The 23,442-nt window shown below is 68.4% G+C and carries 33 protein-coding genes; 22 read left to right on the forward strand and 11 right to left on the reverse strand.

Features of this window, described 5'->3' with window-relative positions:
- The first annotated feature begins 5 nt into the window (after positions 1–5).
- The 11 genes from ACF07S_RS10505 to ACF07S_RS10555 all read left to right on the forward strand — a co-directional run bounded on the left by ACF07S_RS10505 (position 6) and on the right by ACF07S_RS10555 (position 12,628).
- A complete protein-coding gene (locus ACF07S_RS10505; protein WP_391973978.1) occupies positions 6–4,538 on the forward strand; it encodes a hypothetical protein in 4,533 nt (1,510 codons plus the stop codon).
- Positions 4,539–4,548: 10 nt separating this feature from the next.
- Positions 4,549–6,774 carry a hypothetical protein gene (locus tag ACF07S_RS10510; protein WP_391973979.1) on the forward strand — a complete coding sequence of 742 codons (2,226 nt, stop codon included), beginning with the start codon at positions 4,549–4,551 and terminating at the stop codon, positions 6,772–6,774.
- 4 nt (positions 6,775–6,778) lie between these two features.
- Positions 6,779–7,873, forward strand: coding sequence for a DUF5047 domain-containing protein (locus tag ACF07S_RS10515; protein ID WP_391973980.1), 1,095 nt, complete (start codon positions 6,779–6,781; stop codon positions 7,871–7,873).
- A complete protein-coding gene (locus ACF07S_RS10520) occupies positions 7,870–8,550 on the forward strand; it encodes a hypothetical protein (protein WP_391973981.1) in 681 nt (226 codons plus the stop codon). The genes ACF07S_RS10515 and ACF07S_RS10520 overlap by 4 nt, the downstream gene beginning before the upstream one ends.
- 7 nt (positions 8,551–8,557) lie before the next feature.
- Complete coding sequence (locus tag ACF07S_RS10525) at positions 8,558–9,145, forward strand: hypothetical protein (RefSeq protein WP_391973982.1); 588 nt, start codon at positions 8,558–8,560, stop codon at positions 9,143–9,145.
- Positions 9,146–9,153: 8 nt separating this feature from the next.
- Entirely contained in the window at positions 9,154–9,645 is a 492-nt protein-coding gene (locus ACF07S_RS10530; protein WP_391973983.1) for a hypothetical protein, read from the forward strand.
- A gap of 64 nt (positions 9,646–9,709) precedes the next feature.
- The gene (locus ACF07S_RS10535) at positions 9,710–10,693 is read left to right on the forward strand and encodes an N-acetylmuramoyl-L-alanine amidase (protein ID WP_391973984.1); all 984 of its coding nucleotides are present in this window, start codon (positions 9,710–9,712) and stop codon (positions 10,691–10,693) included.
- 2 nt (positions 10,694–10,695) lie between these two features.
- A complete protein-coding gene (locus tag ACF07S_RS10540) occupies positions 10,696–11,049 on the forward strand; it encodes a hypothetical protein (protein WP_391973985.1) in 354 nt (117 codons plus the stop codon).
- 415 nt (positions 11,050–11,464) lie between these two features.
- The gene (locus tag ACF07S_RS10545) at positions 11,465–11,827 is read left to right on the forward strand and encodes a hypothetical protein (protein ID WP_391973986.1); all 363 of its coding nucleotides are present in this window, start codon (positions 11,465–11,467) and stop codon (positions 11,825–11,827) included.
- A 135-nt stretch (positions 11,828–11,962) separates the two neighbouring features.
- A complete protein-coding gene (locus ACF07S_RS10550) occupies positions 11,963–12,184 on the forward strand; it encodes a hypothetical protein (RefSeq protein WP_391973987.1) in 222 nt (73 codons plus the stop codon).
- 138 nt (positions 12,185–12,322) lie between these two features.
- A complete protein-coding gene (locus ACF07S_RS10555; RefSeq protein WP_391973988.1) occupies positions 12,323–12,628 on the forward strand; it encodes a hypothetical protein in 306 nt (101 codons plus the stop codon).
- Between the two features lie 61 nt (positions 12,629–12,689).
- Here ACF07S_RS10555 and ACF07S_RS10560 read toward each other — a convergent pair whose 3' ends face one another.
- From ACF07S_RS10560 to ACF07S_RS10580, 5 genes are all read right to left on the reverse strand, one after another.
- The gene (locus ACF07S_RS10560) at positions 12,690–13,292 is read right to left on the reverse strand and encodes a hypothetical protein (protein WP_391973989.1); all 603 of its coding nucleotides are present in this window, start codon (positions 13,290–13,292) and stop codon (positions 12,690–12,692) included.
- 62 nt (positions 13,293–13,354) lie between these two features.
- Positions 13,355–14,002: a PASTA domain-containing protein gene (locus ACF07S_RS10565; protein WP_391973990.1), complete on the reverse strand. Its 648-nt coding sequence runs from the start codon at positions 14,000–14,002 to the stop codon at positions 13,355–13,357.
- Between the two features lie 142 nt (positions 14,003–14,144).
- Positions 14,145–14,270, reverse strand: coding sequence for a hypothetical protein (locus ACF07S_RS10570; RefSeq protein ID WP_391973991.1), 126 nt, complete (start codon positions 14,268–14,270; stop codon positions 14,145–14,147).
- On the reverse strand, positions 14,267–14,644 hold the full coding sequence (locus ACF07S_RS10575) for a hypothetical protein (RefSeq protein ID WP_391973992.1): 378 nt from the start codon (positions 14,642–14,644) through the stop codon (positions 14,267–14,269). Before ACF07S_RS10575 ends, ACF07S_RS10570 begins: the two co-directional genes overlap by 4 nt.
- Before the next feature lie 134 nt (positions 14,645–14,778).
- Positions 14,779–15,066 carry a sigma-70 family RNA polymerase sigma factor gene (locus ACF07S_RS10580; RefSeq protein ID WP_391973993.1) on the reverse strand — a complete coding sequence of 96 codons (288 nt, stop codon included), beginning with the start codon at positions 15,064–15,066 and terminating at the stop codon, positions 14,779–14,781.
- An 86-nt stretch (positions 15,067–15,152) separates the two neighbouring features.
- Between ACF07S_RS10580 and ACF07S_RS10585 the strand changes: the two genes are divergently transcribed.
- From ACF07S_RS10585 to ACF07S_RS10600, 4 genes are all read left to right on the forward strand, one after another.
- Positions 15,153–15,797 (forward strand): hypothetical protein, encoded by a 645-nt coding sequence (locus ACF07S_RS10585; RefSeq protein WP_391973994.1) that lies wholly within the window; start codon positions 15,153–15,155, stop codon positions 15,795–15,797.
- A gap of 74 nt (positions 15,798–15,871) precedes the next feature.
- A complete protein-coding gene (locus tag ACF07S_RS10590; RefSeq protein WP_391973995.1) occupies positions 15,872–16,891 on the forward strand; it encodes a tyrosine-type recombinase/integrase in 1,020 nt (339 codons plus the stop codon).
- Positions 16,891–17,154 carry a hypothetical protein gene (locus ACF07S_RS10595; protein ID WP_391973996.1) on the forward strand — a complete coding sequence of 88 codons (264 nt, stop codon included), beginning with the start codon at positions 16,891–16,893 and terminating at the stop codon, positions 17,152–17,154. Before ACF07S_RS10590 ends, ACF07S_RS10595 begins: the two co-directional genes overlap by 1 nt.
- 591 nt (positions 17,155–17,745) lie before the next feature.
- Complete coding sequence (locus ACF07S_RS10600) at positions 17,746–19,404, forward strand: TROVE domain-containing protein (RefSeq protein WP_391973997.1); 1,659 nt, start codon at positions 17,746–17,748, stop codon at positions 19,402–19,404.
- A 58-nt stretch (positions 19,405–19,462) separates the two neighbouring features.
- On the opposite strand, the gene ACF07S_RS10605 is transcribed toward ACF07S_RS10600, so the two are convergent.
- Positions 19,463–19,636 (reverse strand): hypothetical protein, encoded by a 174-nt coding sequence (locus ACF07S_RS10605; RefSeq protein WP_391973998.1) that lies wholly within the window; start codon positions 19,634–19,636, stop codon positions 19,463–19,465.
- Between the two features lie 220 nt (positions 19,637–19,856).
- Here ACF07S_RS10605 and ACF07S_RS10610 point away from each other — a divergent pair, with 220 nt between their 5' ends.
- Together ACF07S_RS10610 and ACF07S_RS10615 are read left to right on the forward strand one after the other, a co-directional pair.
- The gene (locus ACF07S_RS10610) at positions 19,857–20,051 is read left to right on the forward strand and encodes a hypothetical protein (protein WP_391973999.1); all 195 of its coding nucleotides are present in this window, start codon (positions 19,857–19,859) and stop codon (positions 20,049–20,051) included.
- A 36-nt stretch (positions 20,052–20,087) separates the two neighbouring features.
- A complete protein-coding gene (locus ACF07S_RS10615) occupies positions 20,088–20,405 on the forward strand; it encodes a hypothetical protein (protein ID WP_391974000.1) in 318 nt (105 codons plus the stop codon).
- A gap of 77 nt (positions 20,406–20,482) precedes the next feature.
- Here ACF07S_RS10615 and ACF07S_RS10620 read toward each other — a convergent pair whose 3' ends face one another.
- The 3 genes from ACF07S_RS10620 to ACF07S_RS10630 form a co-directional block, all read right to left on the reverse strand.
- Positions 20,483–20,680 carry a hypothetical protein gene (locus ACF07S_RS10620; RefSeq protein ID WP_391974001.1) on the reverse strand — a complete coding sequence of 66 codons (198 nt, stop codon included), beginning with the start codon at positions 20,678–20,680 and terminating at the stop codon, positions 20,483–20,485.
- Positions 20,681–20,770: 90 nt separating this feature from the next.
- Positions 20,771–20,974 carry a hypothetical protein gene (locus tag ACF07S_RS10625; protein WP_391974002.1) on the reverse strand — a complete coding sequence of 68 codons (204 nt, stop codon included), beginning with the start codon at positions 20,972–20,974 and terminating at the stop codon, positions 20,771–20,773.
- A 10-nt stretch (positions 20,975–20,984) separates the two neighbouring features.
- Entirely contained in the window at positions 20,985–21,188 is a 204-nt protein-coding gene (locus ACF07S_RS10630; RefSeq protein WP_391974003.1) for a hypothetical protein, read from the reverse strand.
- An 87-nt stretch (positions 21,189–21,275) separates the two neighbouring features.
- Here ACF07S_RS10630 and ACF07S_RS10635 point away from each other — a divergent pair, with 87 nt between their 5' ends.
- From ACF07S_RS10635 to ACF07S_RS10645, 3 genes are read left to right on the forward strand one after another with little or no spacing between them, the layout of a single operon-like run.
- Positions 21,276–21,455, forward strand: a complete 180-nt coding sequence (locus ACF07S_RS10635) for a hypothetical protein (protein ID WP_391974004.1) — start codon at positions 21,276–21,278, stop codon at positions 21,453–21,455.
- A gap of 11 nt (positions 21,456–21,466) precedes the next feature.
- Positions 21,467–21,700 (forward strand): hypothetical protein, encoded by a 234-nt coding sequence (locus ACF07S_RS10640; RefSeq protein WP_391974005.1) that lies wholly within the window; start codon positions 21,467–21,469, stop codon positions 21,698–21,700.
- 11 nt (positions 21,701–21,711) lie between these two features.
- The gene (locus ACF07S_RS10645; RefSeq protein WP_391974006.1) at positions 21,712–21,882 is read left to right on the forward strand and encodes a hypothetical protein; all 171 of its coding nucleotides are present in this window, start codon (positions 21,712–21,714) and stop codon (positions 21,880–21,882) included.
- Between the two features lie 66 nt (positions 21,883–21,948).
- Here the strand turns inward: ACF07S_RS10645 and ACF07S_RS10650 are convergent, their stop codons facing one another.
- Positions 21,949–22,125 carry a hypothetical protein gene (locus tag ACF07S_RS10650; protein WP_391974007.1) on the reverse strand — a complete coding sequence of 59 codons (177 nt, stop codon included), beginning with the start codon at positions 22,123–22,125 and terminating at the stop codon, positions 21,949–21,951.
- A 104-nt stretch (positions 22,126–22,229) separates the two neighbouring features.
- Here ACF07S_RS10650 and ACF07S_RS10655 point away from each other — a divergent pair, with 104 nt between their 5' ends.
- The gene (locus ACF07S_RS10655; protein ID WP_391974008.1) at positions 22,230–22,445 is read left to right on the forward strand and encodes a hypothetical protein; all 216 of its coding nucleotides are present in this window, start codon (positions 22,230–22,232) and stop codon (positions 22,443–22,445) included.
- 193 nt (positions 22,446–22,638) lie between these two features.
- Here ACF07S_RS10655 and ACF07S_RS10660 read toward each other — a convergent pair whose 3' ends face one another.
- On the reverse strand, positions 22,639–22,902 hold the full coding sequence (locus ACF07S_RS10660; protein ID WP_391974009.1) for a GntR family transcriptional regulator: 264 nt from the start codon (positions 22,900–22,902) through the stop codon (positions 22,639–22,641).
- A gap of 164 nt (positions 22,903–23,066) precedes the next feature.
- Here ACF07S_RS10660 and ACF07S_RS10665 point away from each other — a divergent pair, with 164 nt between their 5' ends.
- Positions 23,067–23,255 (forward strand): hypothetical protein, encoded by a 189-nt coding sequence (locus ACF07S_RS10665; protein ID WP_391974010.1) that lies wholly within the window; start codon positions 23,067–23,069, stop codon positions 23,253–23,255.
- Positions 23,256–23,442 lie beyond the last annotated feature (187 nt).

Genomic DNA, 23,442 nt, shown 5'->3' on the forward strand with positions numbered 1-23,442 from the left:
TCCTGGTGCCTGCTATCTCTGTCGGCTCCGTCGAAGTCGACATCGTCCCGAATGCGCGCGGGATTCAGGCGCAGCTGCGGGCGGCTTTGCTGCCGGCGGCGACGACGATCGGTGACGAGGTCGGCCGGATTATCGGCCGTCAGATGTCGGCGCACATTACGGCGGCGGTCCGTGATGGTGTGACGGCTGGTGGCCGTACCGCTCAGGCTCCGGCGGCCCGTCAGGGTCAGCAGACGGGGTCGACGTTTGCTCGGTCGCTGAAGGCTCAGCTGCAGGCGGCGTTGGCGACACTGCCGGAGATCCGTCTGCGTGCGAACTCCTCGGACGCTCAGCGGGAGCTCGCCGACATTCAGGCCCGGATGCGGGCTTTGTCGGATGTGCGGATCGGTATCGACGTCGATTCGGCGACGGCCACCGCGGCAATGGCTCAGCTTCAGGCGCGTCTGGATCGGTTGTCGGCATCGGATGCGGACGTGCAGGTGCGGGTGGATGCTGCGGCTGCGTCGGCGCAACTGGCGGCGTTCAACGCGCAGGTGAACCGGCTCGACGGGCGTACCGCGAACGTGGACGTCGACGCGAGGTCGGCGGCGGCGAATCTGCATCTGTTGTCGACGGCGGCGCTTGCGTTTGGTCCGGCGCTGTTGCCGGTCCTTCCGGTGGTTGCCGCCGGCTTGGGCGCGATCGCGGCGGCTGCTACCGCGGCGGCTGTCGGTATCGGCTCGATCGCTTTGGTGGCTGTGCCTGCGTTTGCCCAGATGGGCAAGGTCATGCAGGCCCAGAAGGCTGCCCAGGACGCGGCGACGCAGGCGACGATGCAGGGCGGGCAGGCGTCGTCTCAGGGGGCGCAGAGGGCGCTGCAGATGGCGGGCGCCCAGCAGTCCCTCGCTACTGCGCACCGGAATGCGGCCCGTCAGATTCGGCAGGCTGAGCAGGGCGTTTCGGACGCGGTACGGGGCGCGGCGGAGGCGAACGAGCGGGCCGTCGAGCAGGTGAAGTCTGCCCGGCGGGGGCTGGCGGATGCGGTGCAGCAGGCCGCGGACCGGCAGCGGCAAGCGGCCGAGCAGGTCCGTAGCGCGGAGGAGTCTCTCGCGGACGCGCAGCGCACCGCCCGGCAGGCGCAGGAGGATCTGACTCAGGCTCGCGCGGATGCCGCCCAGCAGTTGCAGGACTTGGAGTCGCGGCTCGCGAATGCCCAGCTGTCCGAGCGGGACGCGATCTTGCAGGTGCAGGAGGCCCGTACTCGGCTGCGCGCGGTGCAGGAGGCGGGTGCGACCGCCTCGTATCTGGAGCAGCAGCGCGCCCAGCTCGCCTATGACCAGGCGGTGCAGCGGCTCAAGGATCAGCAGGCCGAGACGAAGGAACTGACCTCCGAGAAGAGGAAGGCGGACAAGGCCGGCGTCGAGGGCTCCGACCTGGTGTTGGATGCGCAGGAGCGTCTCCAGCAGGCCGAGGAAGGTGTCGCCGACCAGCAGCGGTCGTTGTCGAAAGCCCGGGAGGATGCGGCCCGGCAGGCAGTGCAGGGCCAGCAGGACATCGCTGAGGCGCAGCAGCGGGTTGCCGAGGCGCAGCGGAACGTCACCCGCACGCAGGAGGATGGCGCCCGGTCGGTTGCGCGTGCTCAGGAGCAGCTTGCGCAGGCGCAGCAGTCGGCGGCGGATTCGATCGCGTCGGCACAACGGCAGATTGCCTCCGCGTCGCTTTCAGCGGCGGGGGGCGTGGATCAGGCTGCCCTGGCGCAGCAGAAGTATGAGGCTGAGCTGGCGAAGCTCACGCCGAGCGCACGGGAGACACTGACCGCGTTCCTCGGGCTGAAGGACGCTTTCTCCGCCTGGTCGAAGAGCCTGCAGCCCGCCGTCATGCCGATCTTCACTCGTGCCCTGAACGGCCTGAAGAACAGCCTGCCGGGGTTGACGCCGTTCGTGCTGGAGGCCGCGGACGCGATCAGTGGCTTGCAGGAGCGGGCGTCGCGTGGGTTCAAGTCGCCGTGGTGGAAGGAGTTCAAGGCCGACCTCGAGGGCTCGATCAAGCCCGCCATCACAGGGCTCGGCATCTCCTTCGGGAACGTCTTCAAGGGCATGGCCGGCGTCATGCAGGCCTTCTTCCCGCACATGGACTCCATCTCCTCGCGGATGCAGACCATCACCGGCCGGTTCGCGAACTGGGGCACTTCCCTGAAGGGGAGCCCGGAGTTCGAGCGGTTCTTGTCGTACTCCTCTGAGCATGCGCCGATCCTGGCGGACACCTTCGGCAAGATCGGCACCGCTCTGTTCGACATCGGGCAGGCCCTGTCGCCCGTGTCGAAGCCGCTGCTCGAGCTGCTCGGCGGGCTGGCCTCGGGCGTGAGTTCGCTCGCCACGCATGTGCCGGAGCTGGTGATCGGCCTGTGGGGGCTGCTGGTCGTCACACGGCTGTGGCGTATCGCTTTGGTCCTCACTTCTGGCGCTATGGCGGCCTTCACCACCATCAGCATGGCTGGCCCGTGGGGGTGGATCGCCCTTGCTATCGCCGGCGTCGTTCTGGCGGTCCTCTACCTCTATCGGCGGTTCGCGTGGTTCCGGGATGCCGTGCAGGTTGTGTGGTCGGGGATCCAGGCCGGGGCCATGTGGCTGTGGAACAACGCGCTGAAGCCTGCCTTCAACGGCATCATGACTGGCCTGCGAACGGTCGGCGGCTGGGCGATGTGGCTGTGGAACAACGCGATCAAGCCGGCTTTCGACGGGATCGTCTTTGTCGGGCGCATTCTGCTGACAGCGCTGGTCACTGCTGTCTTGCTCCCGATCATCGTCGCGTTCAAGCTGGTCGCTGCGATTGCGATGTGGCTGTGGACTGACGCTCTTACGCCCGCCTTCAACGCCATTGCTGCGCTGGCCTTGTGGCTGTGGAACAACGCCTTCAAGCCTGCTTTCCAGTGGATCGGTGACAAGGCGAAGTGGCTGTGGAACAACGCCATCAAGCCTGCCTGGTCTGGCATTCAGGCGGGTGCCAAGTGGCTGTGGTATGAGATTCTCCGTCCGATTTTCCGTGCCTTTGTGGACGGGATGAAGGAGATCGGCCGCTGGGGCAAGTGGCTGTGGCAGAACGCGATCAAGCCAGCATGGGACGGTATTGTCGCGGCAGGGAAGTACGCGTGGGAGAAGGGCATCAAGCCCATCTTCGATAGCTGGAAGAAGATCGTAAAGGGGCTGGGGGGTGTCTTCGATGACGCCGTCGGCGCCATCAAGACCCAGTGGGACCGGCTGAAGTCGGTAGCGAAGGCCCCGGTCCAGTTTGTCGTCGACACCGTCTACAACAAGGGAATTGTCGGCGTCTGGAATCAGGTTGCGAGCGCTTTCGGCGCCCCCAAGCTGCGCGAGTTCAAGTTCGCCCGCGGTGGCATCATGCCCGGTTACACGCCGGGCCGGGATGTACACCGGTTCGTGTCTCCGACGGGCGGCCGGCTGGAACTGTCGGGTGGCGAGGCCATCATGCGGCCGGAGTTCACCCGCGCGGTCGGCTCAGGGTTCGTCAACACGATGAACTCCATCGCCCGCAGCAGGGGCTCGCAGGGCATCAAGGCGGCCCTGGCGCCCGCTCTCGGGGGGAACCCGCGCACGCCGACGGACACGTCGCTGCGCTACTCCTCGGGCGGCGTCGTCCAGCGGTTCGCGGACGGTGGGATCTTCGGCTGGATCAAGGACCGGGCGTCGGATGCGGTCGGTGCCGGATCGACAGCCTGGAACAAGATCAGGGAAGGTGCGTCCTGGCTTGGTGACACGCTGGAAGCCTCCGCGCGGGCTGGTGTGAAGCACACCGTCGACCCGCTGCTGAAGTCCTTCCCGGGCATGGATACCGGCTTCGGCCGGCTGATCCGCCACATTCCGACGCGGATCATCGACGCCTTGTTCGGCTACAGCAAGGAGGCCGACAAGCGGGGCGCCGGCGGTATCGGCGGGCCGCGGATCGCTGCGGCGTTGAAGTGGGCGCGCACCCAACACGGCCTGCCCTACCAGTGGGCCGGTAACGGAAACCCGTCCTGGGACTGCTCTGGTTTCATGTCGGCGATCGAGTCCGTCATCCGAGGTCAGCAGCCGCACCGGCGGTGGGCGACGATGGCGTTCTCCGGTCGGACGGCCCCGCCCGGGTGGGTGAAGAACGGCAACAGCGCCTTCCGTGTCGGCATCACGAATGCCGGGGTGGGCCACACCGCGGGCACCCTCGGCAAGACGAATGTCGAGTCCCGTGGTGGCGACGGCGTGGTCGTGGGTTCAAGGGCCCGCGGATATAAGGACTCACTGTTCACGGACTGGTACGGGTTCATGCCCGGCAAGTACGACTCGGGCGGCATGCTCCAGCCCGGCTTCAACCTGGCCTACAACGGCACCGGCCGGCCGGAGCCCGTCCTGACCGGCAGCCAGTTCAACGCGCTCGCCCGCGGCGGCCAACAGCTGGGCGACTTGCAGGTGTCGGTGTACGTCGGCGATCAGCAGATCACCGACATCGCGCGCGCCGAGGTGCGCACGGCACAGGGCGAGCTGATCCAGGTACTCAACGCGGTGTGAGGAGGTCATCTTGGCGATTCCCGGGAACTTCCTCTCTCCGACGACGGAGTCCATCGACCCGAACACTTCGGGGTGGACCAGCAAACTCAACTGCACGATTAGCAAAGGGACGGGCGGCCGAAACGGGGACGGGTGCCTGATCGTTAAGAGCGTGGCGGCGGGGGAGGTGCAGGCCCGTACCGTCTCCTCGTATCCCGTCGTAGCGGGCACCGTCTACTACGCGTTCGCGGACGCGAGCGGTGTGGTGCCGGAGCGGATCGGTATCCGCTGGCTGAACCGGGCGGGCTGGGAGATCAGCGTCACCTGGTCGCTGACGACGATGGCGGCCTCGTCGGGATGGCATCGGGTGTCGGTGGCGGGCACGGCTCCGACGGGGGCGACGCAGGCGCAGGTGCTGCTGTCGTCCACGGAGACCGGGGCCGGCGTCAACCACTTCTGGGAGAACGTCTACCTCGGCTTGCCGATCCGCACCACCGGCAACCTGTTCCCCTTCAACACGGAGAGCACCGAGATAGACGCCAGCGGCTGGGCGGCCGTCGTCAACGCGACGATCTCGCGACAGGTGCCAGCGGTGACCTGGGCTGTCACCAACTACACGGCGGGCGGCCACACTCTGGCGATGACCGCGGTCGCCGCAGGCAACGCGGCCATCATCAGTGTCGACCGGCCGACGGTCACCCCGGGCCAGGAGTATCTGGCCTACGCCTACCTGCAGCCGCCCGCGGTGACGGCGCAGGCGTGGATCGAGCTTCGCTTCTACGATGCGACCGGTAGCCAGATCCAAGCCACCCGCAGCATGTTGGCGCCGCCGACTCCGGCGACGGGCATGTACCGGCAGCGGGTGTCCGCGACGGCCCCGGCCGCTGCGGTGACGTGCGCGCTCGCGGCCGGCCTGGATGGTGCGTCGGCCGGGCAGGTGCTGCGACTGGAGACGGTCGCCATAGGGGATGTGCCTACCTTGCAGGCGGGCAGCGTCCTGCCGTATGCAGATGCCAGCTTCGAGCAGGGCATCGCAGGGTGGTCGGTGGCGTCCGGGGTGGCGACGATCGCCCGCACCACACCGTGGGGCGCGTCCGCCTATTCGGGCTCCTACGCGCTCGCCGTCACCTCGACCACCGCCACCAGCTCGGTCATCAGGTCGGCGCGCTTTCCGGTCACGGGGGGCGTGAACTGGAGGGCTCTGATTCACGCTCATCCGGCGGCCGGAGCGTGGTCGACCGTGCTGGTGCGGGTCCGCTGGTATGACGCCGCGAACGTGGACCTCGGGGCGTCCGTCGGTATCGCCTACGTGCTGCCGGGCAGCAGCTGGTATGCGATGCAGGCCGATCAGGAGGCTCCGGCGGGGGCGACGCAGGGGGCGGTCGAGGTCGTTCCGACCGCGTCGGCGACCAACAGCGTGCTGCACGTGGACCGGGTGGCGCTGTGGGAGGTGCTGCCGCTCACCGCGGTGACCGCCGATTCGGAGGACGGCTACGTCACGCTCACCCTGCGGGAGCTGCCGCTGGACTACACGCTGACGGTGTACCGGGTGACGGCTGCCGGGGCGTGGACGCTGGTGCGCGGACCGTCGGGGCTCATCGACCGGCAGCTCATCACGTCGGACCTCCTCGTTGTCGAGGACCACGAGGCGCCGATGGGTGTGCAGGTCTCCTACCACATCGAGATCTACGACTTGGCCGGCGCGCGGTCGACCAGATCGTCGGGCACGGTTCAGCTCACTCTCGACGACATCAACGAGGCGTGGCTGAAGGACCCGGGGAATCCGCAGCGCAACATGCGGGTGATGGTGGCGAAGGCTCCGGACTGGCAGCGTCCGATCGAGCAGTCCACGCTCGTGGTCCGCGGGCGCCGCAACAAGATCGTCCTCTCCGGCGGGCGGCAGGGCCTCGAGGGAGACCTCCCCATCTGGACACGCTCCGACGATGAGCGTCAGGCCCTTCACCTGCTCCTCGACTCCGGCAACATCCTGCTGTGGCAGGCCGCGCCGGGGATGGGCGTGGACGACATGTACGTGTCCGTCGGGCAAGTCACCGAGACCCGGGTCGCCCGGGTCGCTCAGGACGAGTGGCGGGCGTGGACGCTGCCGCTCGTCGAGCAGGACATGCCCGTCACGACCGGCGTCAACGGGGCCGCGGGCCGCACCTGGCGCGACGTACTGACGGAGTTCAGCACGTGGCAGGACGTCCTGGACACCTACGGGACGTGGGAGGACGTGTTCCTCGACTGGCGGGGGTGACGTCGTGTATCCCGTCTCCGACCGGTTTCTGGCACGCCTCGCGGAGTCTCATCAGGTGGCCACGGAGGTGAAGCTTTTCCTCACCGATGGCAGCGTCGTGGACCTCGAGCACATCGGGGGCAGTGTCACCGTCGATCGAGGGCAGGCGATCCGCCGTACCTGCACCGTCACCGTGCCCGATCCGCACCTAATCCCGCGGACGCCGGCCGATCAGCTCGCCACCTATGGGGCCCGGCTGCGAATCGCCCGCGGCATCGACTACGGCGACGGTAGCCGGCCCGAGCTGGTGCCGCTCGGTCTGTTTCGCCTCGACTCGGTCGACGGCGACGTCAATGATGGCCCGGTCACGCTGCAGGGGAAGGACTTGTCGGCGGTGATCGCGGACGACAGGTTCACCGCGCCGTATACGGTGACGGGCACCGTCGTCTCCGCGATCACGTCGATCGTGCAGCGGTCCCTGCCGGACGCCGAGGTCGTCTCCACCATCACCGACACGACGATCGGCCGCCGTACTTTCGACGTGGAGGGTGATCCGTGGGCGGCCTGCCAGGAGATCGCCGCCGCTGCGGGCGCCGAGGTGTACGCCAACGCGGACGGGTTGTTCGTCATCGCAGTCCTGCCCGACCCGCTGACCACCCCGGCTGTGTGGGAGGTGGCGGCCGGTGAGGGCGGCGTGTACATCAACGCGAGCCGCGGCATGACCAGCGAAGGCGTCCACAACGGGGTCCTGGCTCGCGGCGAGAACACGACCGAGGGGGTGGCCCCCGTCTCCTATCTGGCGGTCGACACCGATCCCGACTCGCCCACCCACTGGGGTGGCCCGTTCGGGCGCCGGCCGCTGTTCTACTCGTCGTCGACGCTGATCACTGCGTCTGCCTGCCAGGCCGCGGCCCAGTTGAAACTGGCGGAGGCCAGGGCTCCGAACGCCAGCGGCGACATCAGTTCCTTGCCGAATCCGGCGCTGGAGCCGGGTGACGTGCTGCGCATAGTCCACCCCGACCGCAGTCGTGAACTCCACCAGGTCGCGTCTTTCACCGTGGCCCTGGATGCGGGCGGGGACTTCCCGATCGGCACCATCAGCGCCAAGGAGGGCTCATGACCAAGCCCGCCCCGCGCGTACATCGGGATCTGGCCTGGGCGATCAAACAGCAGGCGAAGCGGGCGGGGGAGCAGACGCCGTCCGTGCGGGGCGCGGACTGGCGGCTCGCCACCGTCACCGCGGTCGGCGTGGACGGCACCGTCACCGCGGACGACATCCTGTGCCGCCGCATGGAGACATACACGCTGCCCCTTGTCGGCGACGTCATCGTCATCACTCAGTCCAGCAGCGGGAACTGGCTCGCGCTCGGCCGCACCGACCCGGGGACCGGCACGCCATGGCGGGCGTACACGCCGGCCTGGACAGCAGCCACTACCAACCCGAGCCTCGGCAACGGCACCATCACCGGCCGCTACACGCGTCTGCCGGGCCGAACCTGCGTAGCCGCGATCCGCCTCGTCACAGGCTCGACGACGACCTACGGATCTGGCGCCTACCTGTTCAGCGTCCCGCTCGCCGCGGCCGACGACGTCGTCGAGTACGTAGGCACGGCCCGCCTCACCGCCGGATCCACCTACATCGGCCAGGCATTTCTCGGCGCGGGCAGCAGCGTCATGAACGTCACCTTCCCCGCGGCGGCAACACCGGCGACCGCGGCGAACATGTCGCCGACCGCGCCGGCCACGCTCGCCTCCGGGCACATCCTCCGCCTGGAGATCACCTACCAGACCGCCTAGGAGCCCCATGCCCACCACGGACGACTACGGGCAGGGCGTCAGCATCGCGTCGCTCTCCGACGCCCCCAACGCCGAATCCCTGGCCAAGAACATCGCCAACGCCATCGTCGCCCGCAGTGTGCTGCGGTTCGCGTCCGCTTCCGCGCGCAGCGCCGCGATCGACAGCCCGGCTGCCGGGATGGTCGCTTACCTGCAGGACACCAAGCAGCTGACCTTCTACGACGGCAGCAGCTGGATCGTGTTCTGGGGTTTCACCGACGAGACCACCGCGGGTGCCGTCGCCGCCAGCGGCTGGTCGGTCGCGTCCTTCCGCGCCCGCAAGACAGCCGGCGTCTGCTCGCTGAGCATCGAACTCTCCCGCACCGGGGATCGGATCGGCTCTTCGTCTGCCGGAAACGTAGAGGACGTCCTCATGTGCGCCCTCCCTCAGGGGTGGCGGCCGGACATGAACACCTCCGCGATCTGCGGAAACGGTTTCGGGTTCGGCGAGGCACGCATCGAAACCGACGGACAGATCTACCTGCGCGCGTGGACAAGCGACGGCGAGATCTCCACCGGAGACATCGTCCGCGTCTCCGCCTGCTACGTCCAATAAGGAGCTACGTGATCACCACCGTGGAGGGCGTCACCCTGACCGGCGTGTACGCCACCGACGAAGTCCCCGCCTCGACTCTGCCGATCGGTACCGGGCCCGCGCAGGGATACCGCACCCTGCTGAGAGTGGTCGTGCCCGTCACCGCGGGCGACGTCCTCGACGTGATCGGCCGGGCCCGCGTCACCAATGACACCGATCCCGGGTACACGGTCGGAGTCGGCTACCACCTGTGGGCCTACGACGCGGACTCCGGGCAGGGCTCGTCTGGCCCGTGGACGCGGATCAGCTCCTACTGCGGCGACAACGTCGACCGGACACGGCATCACATGCCCCTCATCGTCGACACCGTGTACACGGTCCCCGACGACTGGCCGACCGGGCACCGCATCGTCGTTGTTCTCCGCGGCGATGCCATGTCCACCAGGGCCGACGGGCAGTCCATCACCGTCGACAAGGCCTACGGCCAGCTCACCGTCCGCCGGTACACGCCCACCGCCTGACCCGCACTGTCCTCGCACGCCCCGCGCCCGCTGGCCGGGGCTTTCTTCATGCCCTGGAGTCCGCATGGCACCACCCCTGTCCCCAGAACGGTTCGTCGCCATCCTGAGAGCGGAGGGCGTGAGGATCTCCGAGTACCCGGGCTGGCGCGACCGGGAGCGAGACGACGAGACGGGCCTCGCTTTCGGCCCCGTCCGCATGATCCTCAACCACCACACCGCCGGCCGGAACTCACGCGACATCGTGGCCCGGGACGGCGTGCCCGGGCTGCCTCCGCCGCTGGCCCACATTCACCTCGCCAAGGACGGCACGGCCACGATGTGCAGCGCCGGTCGCGCGAACCACGCCGGCCCGATGGCGGTCAACGCCTACCAGGCTTTCCGTGACGAGCAGGCCACGCACCCAGCGCCGTCCCGCAGTTCGGGCACGATCGACGGCAACGACGTCGCCTATGGCATCGAGACGGAGAACCTCGGCGACAACAAGGACGTGTACCCGTGCGCCCAGTACGACGCCTGGGTGCGCATCAACGCCGCGATCTGCCGCGAGTACGGGTGGTCGGCAGAGTCCTGCGGCTGCCACAAGGAGACCAGCGTCGAAGGGAAGATCGACCCACGCGGTCCGGTCGAGGGCTACGGCTCCCGGGGGCGGTTCGACTTCACCCCCGCGCAGTTCCGCGCCGACGTCGACGAGCGCCTGGCCCACGGACCCGACTGGGTCCCCGGAGAGGAGGAGGACCCCATGGCAGGGATCACCAAGCAGGACATCTACGACGCGGTATGGCGGACGGACGCCGTGGCTGCCCCCGACAGCGCCCCGGACCGCAAGACGAACGCCGCGTGGCAGCCGGAGTCCTACCTGAAGGACATCGGCAACCGAGTCCGCGCCCTGTCGGTGACGGTGGCCGCCCAGTCCGCCGCCATCAATGCCCTCGCCGACAAGGTCGGCAGCGGCGCCGACACCAACCAGATCGTGGCCGCCGTCCAGCAGGCCATCGCCGACGCCGTCGTCAAGGTCGACATCGACGTCACCCAGAACCAGGAGTCCTGACCATGCGTATCTTCGGCAGAGAGCCTGCTCTCGTCATCGCCACGATCAGCGCCGCCCTGTCGCTGCTGGTCACGTTCCAGTTCGGCCTGTCTGCCGAGCAGGCCGGCGCGATCGTCGCCGTCATCTCCGCGGTGTTCGCCGCGGCGACCGCAGCCATGACCCGGCCCATCGCACCGTCCGCGTTCACCGGTCTCGTCGCCGCAGCCGCAGCCCTCCTCGCCGCCTACGGCCTGGAACTCTCGGCGGAGAAGATCGGAGCGATCAACGCGATCGTCCTGTCCGGGCTCGCCCTCCTGACCCGGGTGCAGGTCACGCCGTCCACCCCGTCGGCACCAACCGGATCTACGGCGGTCTGAATGCTTTGCCGGGCGGCCCGCCGACTCGGGCGACGGGGAGCGTTCCTCGTCAGCTTCGGCGGCCTCTGGGCCCTGTATGGCTTCGGGCAGCTCATGGAGCCGCTGCCCGACACAAGCGGCATCCGCACCCTCCTCCACCTCATGCCACTCAACGCATGGGCGTGGTGTTGGATCGCCTGCGGTCTCCTCGCCATCACGGCCTCCCCCCTCCCACAGGGCCGCGACTGGTATGGCTTCCCGGCCCTACTGCTGATCGTGGCGCCGTGGATGTGCTCCTACCTGGTCAGCTGGTGGCCGCTCGGTGACAACCCGAGGGGGTGGGTAACGGCACTGATCTGGGCTGTCGCCGCAGTGCCGGTGATTGTGGTCGCCGGATGGCGAGAGCTGCCAGCGGCCAAGAGAGTGAGCGTCGATCGTGAACGCTGAGACGTGGACGGCCATCAGTGGGGGAGTGGTGGCCCTGGCCTCGGCAGGAGTGACCGCCTGGGGAGCCCGGTCGGCACGCCGCACGAAGCGGCAGGAGAACCGGGACGACTTCCTTGCCATCACGCAGCAGCAGGGCCGCGCCATCGAGCGACTTGAAGCGCGGGTGCAGCGGCAGGAGACGGAGGCGGAGAAGCAGCGGGAGCGGATCACCGACCAGGACGAGGCGATCGGTTGGCTGCTACACCGGGTACGGTCTCTGGTCACCCACATCAAGAAGGCCGGCCTCGAACCGCCGGCCGCTGAGCCGATGTCGGACCGCGCCCGCCGCTACATCCATCACATCGACGTGTGAGAGCTGGAGTCTGAGATGCCGGATGCTCCGGAGCGGTTGCCGCGCCGCGACGACACTGCCGCCGACATTGGGTCGCTGGTACGGCTCGGGCGGCAGGATCCCCCGCCCGTACCGCAGGCATCTCCGGGGCGGCCAGTGCCACCCCGGCCTGCCGAGCCCGTACCCGACCCGGTCGACGAGGCCGAGATGCTGCAACTCTCCGCGGCCCTCACGGAAGCCGGTATCACCCCGGCCGCCGACGACCTCGCCGCCGTGCAGAGGCTGGCAAGTCTCGACGCCCAGACCGTCGCCGTCGTCCAGGGCTGGCTGCGGAAGAAGGGCAAGCCCGAGACGCCGGCCACAGGGCCGAGCAAGTAGGAGACGCCATGGCTGACGATGAGGACCCGCCGCCTTTCTGGCTGTCGCCCTGGCCATTCCTCGAACCCGACTGGCCGCCAGACGACGAACCTGCGTAACGGTAGTACGCCCGGCAAGAAGCAGAGCGAGACTGGGCGCATGAACGACTTCGACCTCGACACCGTGCGTGCGCCCGTCGCCCTGCGCTGCTCGACTCAGGTCGGCGACCGTCAGATCGCCGAGGTGCAGGAAGTGCCGCGCCTTGCCTGGGAAGATGCCGACGAGCTGATGCGAAACACCCTGAAAGGCGCACTGCGTAACCGCCTCGCCGACAGAGTTCTCGCAGCAACCGGCGCCCTCCCTGACTATGGGGCCATCGGCCGGGAGCCGGTCGAGGTTCACGTGCCGACCGATCTCCAGGACCAGTTGTATCGAGAGACGCTAGCGCGAGCCGGAAACACCTGACCCCGAACCGCAACGCCCCGCACCTCCGCTTCGGCGGCGGGTGCGGGGCGCTTCGTCGTGCTCAGAACTCGAGTTGCTTCTTCACCTCGGCGACGTTCGGCCCGGAGTCCTCGGACGAAATCTCCCAGCGGTGCGCCTTCTCCTCGCCGTCGATGTAGATGAGCGTGCCGCCCTTCGCCTGCTCCGGCGTCAGGTCGAAGACCTGGGAGCGCCACTGCCAGGCGCCGGGCTGGACGGGGTCGGCGTTGTTGTACTTGTCCATGACCACGTTGAACGCGTTTCCGCCGCCCGCATTGATCATCTCCCCGTCTGGGGCCATCCACTTCCAGCCCCCACCGCTGATCGGGGCAGGCTCGTCGGCCGCGACCGCGGTCATGGCCTTGTCCTTCATCGTGACGACGGCGAACACCCCGTTCTCTGCGGTCTCGCCGCCGCCTTCCTTCGTGAACACGACCGTGTCCGGCGTGATCTCTAGGACGCCCTCGCCGCCGTCACCAGTTGTCCGGGCCGGCGTCCCGAGCTTCATGCCCTTCTCGACCTGCCCGGCCGACGGCTCCTCGGCCTTCGACGTCTCGACGGCCGACGGTTTCGTCTCCGCTTTGCTGTCGTCTCCTCCGCCGCATGCGGTGAGTGCGGCCAGCAGTAGGGCAGCCGTGGCTGCCATCGCGCGAACGCGCATCGATCCCCCAAGTTGAACGTCCAAGCACCGTAGACCGCCCACTGCGGCTACGGGCAGCTCTCCTCGAACTTGACGGCCGTGAACGTCACCGGCTGCCCGTTCAGCGCCGCACCAGCTACCGGATCCTGGCTGCAGACCTGCCAGTTCGACTCCATCAACACCATCCGGTCCTCCGCGGTCGCGTCGTTGACGGTGAGCGACGTACCGGAGTCCAGGGCCGTCCGTGCCGCCTTCACTGACTTCCCCTTGAAGTCCGGCATCTTCCCGCCTGCGGTCGACGGCGCCTTCTCCTCCTTCGCCGGGCACGTCTCCTCGAGCTTTACCGTCCCGAAGTCCAGCTTGGTGTCGGTCGGCGCGGACGTGCCGGCCTTGACGCTCTGGCTGCACACCTTCCAGTTCCGGTCGAAGGCCTGCATGCGGTCCCGGCCGAGCGCGTCATGAGAGGTGAGCCCGTAGAAGCCGGCCTCCTGCGCCTTGTCCTGCGCCGACTGCAGGCCCATCCCGACGACGTCGGGGACGGTTGCTTTCTCGCTGACCGGCTTGTCGTCCTTCGCCGAGCCACCCTCCTCGGGTCCGTCCGAGCTTGCCGGCGAGGCGCTGGTGTTCGTGTCCTTTGAGTCGTCGGTCGGCTGGCAAGCGACGACACCGCCGCACATGGCGACGAGCAGGGCAGCAGTGATGATGCGGATACGCACGGATCCCCCCAAGTTGAACGTCCAAGCACCGTAGACCACACGCGCCCTACAAATAGCCGTCTGTCACCGAGCCGTGACACGACAACGCCCCGCCCTCCTGTTTCGGCAGGGGAGCGGGGCGCTTCGTCGTGCGCGAGCGGCGTCAGTACTCGTTCTCGCGATCCCAGCAGCGGACGTCCATCGGCTGGCCGGTGATCGTGTCGGAGTAGACCATGCCGCGGATGGGCTTGTTGCAGAGGCAGCACTTCGGCTGCTCCTCGCCGTTCACCGCTTGCCTGCCCAGGAGCGGATGGTCATGCGGTCGACGCGAGCTTCGCGGGCGACCTCAGCCTCGGCTCGGCCATCCTCCAGCGCCTGAAGGGCCACGGCCTTGAGGGCCGCGGTCTTCTCGGCCAGCTCCACCTTGACCTTCTCCCGCTCACCGGCGGCGTCGGTGAGGCTGATGGACGCGGCGGGCGGGTGGAGTTGGACGCGCTGCTCGTTGCCGCTGTACTCGGCGAGGCGGCGCTCGCGGATCTTCTCGGCCTGGGTGGCGGTGTCGGCGTAGATGACCTGCGCTTCGTCCTTGCCGAGCTCGACCCAGATGGCATAGCGGGGGCCGCGAGCGTCGAGCTCCTGCCGGGCTGCGTGCTTGGTGTACATAGGGTTCCCTCCCTCGACCTGTAGACCACTCTACAGCCATGTCTGTAGAGATGTCTACAGGAGGTAGGGGAATGGCCTGCCGAGCGTGCCCGGTTGGGTGGTCGACCTCTCGATAACATGCCATATCGCGGGCGTTATTTGGGGTGATTGTCCGACTCTCCGTCGGCCCGCTTGCCGGTAGTCCGCCCCTCGGCGATCTGCTGAGCGCGCGCCCTGCTGATGCCGAGTTCGGTGGCAACCTGGGCGTGACTGAGTCCGTCGTCGCGCATCTCCCTCACGGCTTCGTGTCGGATCTCGCGCAGCCACTTCTGCAAGTCGGGGATGGCTTGCAGTGCTGCGCCTACATCCTTGGCGCGCTGGATGGCGTCGCCCTGCTCGGCGAGGTGCTTGAGGTTCTCGAAGGGGCTCGGCGGGTTCGTCATGGAATCAGTGTAAGGGGTGGGTTGACATCTGTAAGGGGTGCCCTTACATTTAGAGAGTCAGAGAACGGCAAGCAGGGGAGACGAAGATGATCCGCGAGACCTACAAGGGCCGTCAGCTCAAGGCCATCAAGGGCAAGTCGTTCGGCAAGTCGCGGATCTCCGTGAACGGCACCGAGTGCGGCGAATGGCTCGGCACCCAGGCGGACGCCATCGAGTGGGCCAAGCGCACCATCGACGACGTCGACTCCCGCCCCTTCGAGGGCCGCTGGGCCGAGTGCTGGTACGCGCCCGGCACCTACGAGCTCAACGAGATCGGGCACGTCGCGGCCCCGGGCGGCGTATGCTCGTGCGACCTCTGCAAGACCGAGCCCTGGAACTCCTGCCAGAACATCACCGCTGGCGGCGTCTGTGTCTGCGACCACTGCATGAAGCCCTACCTCGCCGACTCTGCCGAGCAGGCGGAAGAGGTCGAGCCGAAGGCCGACTGGAACACCGCCATCGCCAACGTGTGCCCATGCGGTCACGGTCACGAGGGCGTCGACCGCTGCACCGTCGAGGACTGCGACTGTGTCGGATATCGCCCGTCGGCCATCGACCTCGTCTTCTCTCCCAGCGCCCAGCTCTGGGGGCTGCGCAAGGGAGGCAAGGTCACCGCACTGCCGCTGGACCGCCCCCGCAGGACCAGTCGCCAGGCCCGCGTCGCCGCGATCCGTTCGGCAGCGGCGCTCTGAACGAACTCGCAGCGATGCCCCGGCTGAAGGAAGCAGCCGGGGCATCGCCCGTACCGTACCCGATCGGAGAGACCGTGACCGACCTTGTCCCGCGTCAGCCGGACGCCATCCCTGCCGTCTACGACGCTGCGACGCTCGCCGTCCTGGCCGCCATGGAAGAGGCAGCCGAGAAGCACCTCGACGCCATCCGCCCCCACAACACGAAGCGCAGCTACGCCAACGACTGGGCACTCTGGGAGGAGTTCCACGACTGGCTCGGGGAGCGCACCGGCCACCGCATCGCCTCGACCAACGTCACCCGGGGCACGCTCGTCGGGTTCGTCGTCTGGCTCGACACCATCAAACTCGCCGCACCCAACTCCATCGACCGCCGCATCACCGGAGTCACCGTCACCGCCCGCAACGAGCACGGCATCGAGGTACCCAAGGCCGCCACCGTTGCCGCGCGGCAAGCCCTCAAACCGCTGAAGAACGACCCCGAACGCATGGCGCGCGGCAGGGGCAAAGCCGCCGCCGTCACGCCCGAGCAGCTCCGGCAGATGAACGCCGCCGTCGCCGACGGACTCACCGGACTCCGCGACCGCGCCCTCTGGCTCATGGCCTTCTCCATCGCCGGACGCTCCGCCGAAGTCGCCGCCCTCCGAGCCGAGGCGATCGTCCACGTCAGCCAAGGACTCGAAGTCCACGTCCCAGCAGTGAAAGGGAGGCCGCCCCGGGACGTCGTCGTCCACTACGGCCGCAACCCCGACACCTGCCCCGTCCGCGCCTGGCTCACCTGGCGCGCCGCCGCAGGCATCACGACCGGCCCCGCCTTCCTGCCCATCACCGTCCACGGCCGCCTCGGCGACCACGCCCTCTCACCCGAAGCCGTCCGCGAGATCATCGCCCGCAACGCCGAACGCGCCGGCCTCTCCGTCCGCCTCACCGGACACAGCATGCGGGCCGGGTTCATCACCACCTCTCGACGCGCAGGGAAGCGAGAGGAGAAGATCCGCGAACAGAGTGGCCACGCCGAGAACAGCCCCGCCTTCTGGGGCTACATCCGGGAGGCTGACAAGTGGACCGACGCCGCGAGCGAGGACATCGGGCTGTGATGGGTGACGTCGACCGGGACTGGTTGATCACCCAACTGTGGCCGGGTGATGAGACTCTGGACGGCTACGTGCCGCGGGTGGGAGAGCACGTCTTCTGCTACCGGCCGTCGGACGGCAAGACGTATTGCGGGATCGTCGAGGACAACCGGGGCGGACTGTTCCTCACGACGTGCCACAGCGGGCGCCAGGTGCTGACGGCCGCCCGGTGGAAGGTGCAGTCGCAGCCGTGGACGAGCACCTGCCCACCACTACGCGACGCCTGAGCACGACGACGCCCCCGCGGCCTGCCTGGCTGCGGGGGCGTTGTGTTGTCTGGGGTTCAGCCCCAGGTGGTGTCGTCCATGATGCCTCCTCTGGTGAGGTGCGGACACGCTACGCGGAAGCTGCCCGTCCTGTCAGCCCTGCGTGCCACACTGGCTTCGGCCCGTCTCGCCCCCCCCGTCGAGGCGGGCCGTTGTGTCAGCTGTCGCAGCCGGTGCCGTCGCCGTCGAGGCGGGAGTCGTACCCGGGCTCGCCGCGACGCGCGGTGCGGGTAATCCCCCTGCCTTGTCAGCCATGTGGGCTACAGTCGTACCAACACAACTTCATGCACCTCCCGGTGCGCAGGCCGCGGCTACTTCTTCTGGTGAATCACGCCGCACGCCGACTTTGATCTCGGGAGGCACAGCATCGGGGGTGCCCGGTGCGCAGGCGACGGTTACTTCCACTGTTAATGGGGTGGTTGCGGGTTCGAGTCCCGTCGGGGGTCTAGTGGCTTCCGTAGCTCAATCGGTAGAGCGCCTACGTTCCCGTCACCGACTTCGATCTCGGGCACCCCACTGCTGGTCCTCCCCTCCTACGTGAGGGGCTTTTTCATGGCCAGGTTCAACACCCGCGGCGCCCGCCCGGCCGCCAGCTCGCCCGTGAAGTCGACCGGGGAGCAGACCCGCACCCACGAAGGCGGCGCCGGCTACCTCCGCGACGCGCGCTCCGAGCTCTTCCTCCTCGCCGTCACCAACATGGTCGGCCAGGACACCTTCTACGAGACGGGCGGCCAGCGCGACGACCGCTACACCCAGCTCGTCCGGCAGCTCGCCGTCGAAGACCCCGCCTGGACCGCCGGCCTCCTCAGCTGGCTCCGCAGCGAGGCCAACATGCGCACCGCCTCCCTCGTCGGTGCGGCCGAGTTCGTCAAGGCCAGACTGGAGGCGACGCGCAACGCGACGGCCCCCACGGACGGTTCCTTCTCCGAGGGCTGGAACCGGCGCGTCATCGCCTCGGTCCTTCAGCGGGCCGACGAGCCCGGAGAGCTCCTCGGCTACTGGACGTCCCGCTACGGCCGTCGCATTCCCAAGCCCGTCAAGCGCGGCATCGAGGATGCCCTCGGATCCCTCTACACCGAGCGGTCCCTGCTGAAGTACGACACCGACTCCAAGGGCTACCGGTTCGGTGACGTCATCGAACTCGTCCACCCCGCGCCGGCCGCGCTGTGGCAGGGCGATCTGTTCGAGCACGCCATCGACCGCCGCCACAACCGCGACAAGCCGATCCCGGAGTCGCTGCAGCTGCTTCACACGCGTGCCGAGATCGCCAAGTGGGACGTGCAGAAGCGGCGCGACCTGATGAAGCGCCCGGACGCCGCGGACTTCCTGCGGCATGCGGGCATGACCTGGGAGGGGCTGGCGGGCTGGCTGCAGGGGCCGATGGACAAGGAGGCCTGGGAGGCGATCATCCCGTCGATGGGCGTGATGGCGCTGGCGAGGAACCTCCGCAATTTCGACGAGGCCGGCGTATCCGACGAGATGGCCGCGCAGATCTGCGCCCGGTTTGCCGACCCGGAGCAGGTGGCGAAGTCCCGCATGTTCCCGTTCCGCTGGTGGGCGGCGTACAAGCACGCCCCGTCGCTGCGGTGGGCGCACGCTTTGGAGCAGGCCCTCGGGCACAGTCTCGCGAACGTGCCGCGCCTGAAGGGCAGCACGCTGATTCTGGTGGATCGGTCGCCGTCGATGTTCCCTGGCTACGGCTTCTCCACCCCGAACCGGTCGGACATCACGCTTGCCGAGCAGGCAGCCGTGTTCGGCTCGGCTCTCGCCTTGCGGGCGGAGAAGCCGACGCTCGTCGAGTTCGGCGGCGGTTCGAAGAAGCTGGATGTGGTGAAGGGCGGCAGCGTCCTCAAGCACATCGAAGCGTTCGGGCGGATCGACGGCACCGACATTCCGGCCGCGGTGAAGGCGCATTGGTTCGCGCACGACCGGATCGTCATCGTCACCGACGAGCAGACCCGGCCGGGCTGGCTGCCGTCGAACATGTGGGGCCACGGCGGTATGCGGGAGACCGCGATCGACGACCTCGTACCGAAGGCGACGCCGGTCTACATGTGGAACATGGCTGGCTACAAGCCGGGCGCGATGCCGTCTGGGAAGACCGGCCGCCATACGTTCGGTGGGCTCACGGACCAGGCGTTCCGGATGATCCCGCTGCTGGAGCGAGGGCGCGACGCGCGCTGGCCGTGGGAAGGCGTCCCCGCTTCCTGAAGTTCGCCGCGTAGGCCAACCTCCGAGCGCCCGGCCAAATGGCCGGGCGCTCGCTTGTTCAGCCCCGCGGCTGGGGGAGTTCTCCGGGCTTGACGGGCACGATCTGTATGTCGGTGCAGCCGGCGTCCTCGAGTTCGGTGCGGCGCCGGTCGGCGGAGGGCTTGTCGTAGGCGACGGCGGATGCGCGCGGCTGGCCGTCGGGGCTGGTCCAGGTGAAGGCGTAGCTCTGCATGGGCTCATTTTCGCTGGCGGCACTGACAGTGGGCGAGTTTCAGTCACAGGTCTACCGCGTGGCTGGTTCCTGATGCATGGTGGTGCGCACGGGATCATCGCACCCCCCAGGTGATGACTCCCCTTTCGGGCCCTGCCGTGCGTCGCCGATGCGGCAGGGCCCGCCGCACCTCCCGTCTCCTCCCCGCGGGAGGCCATGCGGCTGCCCGTAGGGTGGCGGCATGCACCCCGCCCGCTTCCACCTCGTCCTGACCGTGTCCGGCCGACCGGTCGCACAGGGCTGGTGGGCGTCGGAGGCGACCGCCCGCGGGAAGTTCGCGGGGTGGGTGGGGGAGTGGGGCAAGCCGGAAGCCCGCGTCACCCTCGTCGACGAGGACACCGGCGAGACGTTGACAACCTGGCCCGAGACGGCGTGAGGCTCTGCCATCCTGGCGGGGAGCAGAGGAGACGCCATGGCCCACCGCCCGTACCCGAACGTCGACCGCGCACTGAACCAGATCGGCCGCCACTACCCGGACCCGCCCACCGTGGAGCTGGAGTGCTTGCGCCCGATGGGCGAGTCCTTCGCGCGGCTGCGGGAGAATACGCGGCAGGCCCTCGCGTCCCAACCCGGCCGCTACGTCCTGTCGGCGCGGGTCCCTGGAGGTGGTCGGGTCGTGACGCTGTCCCCCGGATCGGTTTCGCCTGAGGTGGCCAGCCGCTTTCCGTCCGAGTTCATCGAGCAGGTCAACCAGGCGCCGCGCCCCGGCACTGTCAGTGGGCCCTCATAAGCTGGTTGCATCATCAGCCCTTGCTGGCGCAGTGCTGAGGCCGCCCCGTCTGGTCACGCAGACGGGGCGCTCCGCTGTCAGAAGCCGGGCCCGTGGTTGCGACAGCCGAAGGTCGGGCACTCCGGCCGGATGGTGACGAGAGGGTCGAGCTGATCGTCGAAGGGCCCGGTCGCGTTGGCGGTGAGGAGCCGCATGGTGTGGCCGCAGTACTCGCAGCGCGGACGGGGGAGTGCGCGGACTTCGGAGCGGCGGCAGGACTTCGGGAGTTCGGTCATGCTCTGACGGTGGCACAGGTTCGGCAGCTTGTCTGAGACGCCTTCCCCCATCGCAGGTCAGGCATCACTTTCGAGGCGCCTCGAAAGTGATCAAGGGGTCTCCTTGGCGTGCCTGACGGTCTGCTTGAGCGCCATCTCCACCGTGTATCGGTCGAGTCCGGCGGCTTTGGAGTAGGCGGTGATCCCGTCCTGCACGGCCTGTGCTTGGTCGACGGTGAGGGCCCCTGCCTGGATCGCCGCCCAGGCGGATCGTTCCAGCTCCAGCAGGTCGTCGGGGAAGTCGTAGTCAGCCACGAGCCGGATCCTACGCGGGGCCGCTCTCGGGTTCGGGGGTGACTGGTCGTCGTGGGTGGTCGACGCCGTCGCGGCGGACGTACCACTCCATGAAGCGGCGGAGTTCGGCTGACCGGTCGCTGTCCGCGCGCGCAGAGGCGTCGCCGAAGTCGGTCCAGAGCTGGTCGTCGACTCCGCGCACTCCGCGCAGCTTCTCCCGGTGCTGATTCGCCATGGGGCAATCATGCATGGGTGGTTGACCACCTGTCGAGGGGGTGCCAGGATGGAGGTGGTTAACCACCTGTGAGCGAGGAGAATGAGCATGGAAATCGTGAGCATCGGGAACGACGGCATCGTGACCGTCAAGATGACCGCGCAGGAGGCGGCAGCCGTCCGCGATGACCTCGGCCAGATCTGGGCCAGCAAGGTCAGCCAGCCCGGCGACAAGCTCCACAGCCTGCTCGAATGGGCCACCCCCAACCAGGTCACCACCGAGAAGTGAGGACATCGACCATGCTGACCAAGAGCCCCAGGGAACAGGTAGCGCAGGAGTTGATCGACGGCGCCGCCGCTGTTCTTCGACTCGACGACCAGACGATCACCCCTGACCTCGGCCAGGCAGTCGCGAAGCTGCTGCGGTCCTGTGCCGTGTATGCCAGGGCGGTAGGAGACGAGCCCAGCACGATCAAGGACGCACTGTTGGTTGCTCGCGCTGTGATGGCCGCCGGCCGCACCATCGAGAAGTGAGGACGCCGACCATGAGGAACCCGACCGATCTCCGGGCCCGCGCCGACGAACTGGAGAGCCGCGTGTCTCCGGTCACCGCCGGCCCGCGTACCGACGACGAGCGCATGTGGCTGGAGAAGGCCGCCGCCCTCCGCGCTGAAGCGAACCAGATCAACGCCGCCGACCGCGCCACCGAGAAGTGAGGGCTTGAGCCCCGCACGCAGAAGCGCCCCCGCCAGGATCAGTGGCGGGGGCGCTCGCACGTCAGCCTACGCTGCGGTCGTCATCTCCTCGCGGACGGCTTGCACCCACTCGTCCCGCAGCCGCTCATACCGCTCCCGGGTCGGCCCCCACAGCCAGCCGCCCGTCGCCACCAGTAGTGCACGGATCTCCGCATCCACCACCGCGGCAGGCCGCGCGACGCCCGAAGGAAGGGGAGAGGACATGACGATCAGCGTAGCCGCGCCGTCCGACAGCGGGCTACGAACGAAGACCAGACGATTCCCGCGATACGTCGTCAGGCTAGGTAGGCGACGAGAACGGAGTGACCATGCCAAGCCGACAGGACGAGGCTTTCGATGCGGCGGCAGCCATCGTGACCTGCATCCTCAGCGGAGACATGCGCGAAGCCCGCAGCATCGCATTCAGCAGCGACACGATGCACGCCGACATGATTCTGGTGCTTGCTAGTGCACTGGCCGCCGGACACACAGCGGAATCGTGGAGAGAGTCGCTTCTTGCGGCCTACCTGGAGGACGACTCGTGAGAGGCCCCATAACGGCGTGCCTGCTCCACGCCGACTACCACGTCATGTCCCCTGACTGCTGGGGTGCGACTTTGGAATGGTTGGGGCGCCACGAGTCCATGCCGGAGGCTGAGCGGCGGGCCGCATACCAGGCTGCTGTAGAAAAGGCAGCCCTGGACGCCCTCCGTCCACAGGAGACCTGACAGAGGACGGGCTACCCCTCCTCCGGCGGCTGGCCGACGTAGGTGCCGCGCCCCTGCACCTTCCACACGACCTGCTCCTCGACGAGGAGGTCGAGTGCCCGCCGGACCGTGGACCGGGCCAGTCCGTACTCCTGCACCAGCCTGGTCTCCGACGCGATCGGCCGGCCCTCCGCCCAGTCCCCGCGCGCGATCCGCGCCTTGAGGATGTCGGCGAGCTGCCGGTACGGGGTGACGGGCCCTTCATGGTCGATCTCGGCATCCGGGTCAGTGGCCATGACGCGACGCTAGGCAAGCCACTACAGACCGGCACCTTGGGATACGGGTCGATACGTTTCGAGACAGGCCGATACAAGTCGGCGTAGCCTGCAGTTACACGCACTGGAGCCTCCGGGGAGCGTGCCCCGCCACCCCGGAGGCAGCCGACGAAGGAGCCGTCGACGTGGACGAGCCTACGGAACCACAGCCCGAGCACCAGACCGCCGTACCGGACAGGACGACTTGCGTCTGCAGCAGCCAGGACCACGAACCGCTGCGCATCGGGGAAAAACTGTCGCCTTCCGGGGGCGCCGTGGGGCCGGTGTACGTGTGCCCCGCCCAAGCCCCGGCCGGCCTGCGGAGCATCCTGTGACCGGCCGGCGGACCGGCGGGAAGAGTGAAGCCGTTGCGGGTGCATGCCGTCTGGGGGAGTGCGGGCACTGCCACGGCAACATGGACCTGAAGTCCGGTCCCGGGCCCGCAGTGCCGCTCCTGCGGTGCGCCCACCACTGCCACCACGGGCAACCAATCCGGGTGCGGAAGACGTAGGTTCTCACCGG

Origin of the sequence: Streptomyces sp. NPDC016640, from assembly GCF_043076215.1 — a bacterium.
Classification (GTDB): domain Bacteria; phylum Actinomycetota; class Actinomycetes; order Streptomycetales; family Streptomycetaceae; genus Streptomyces.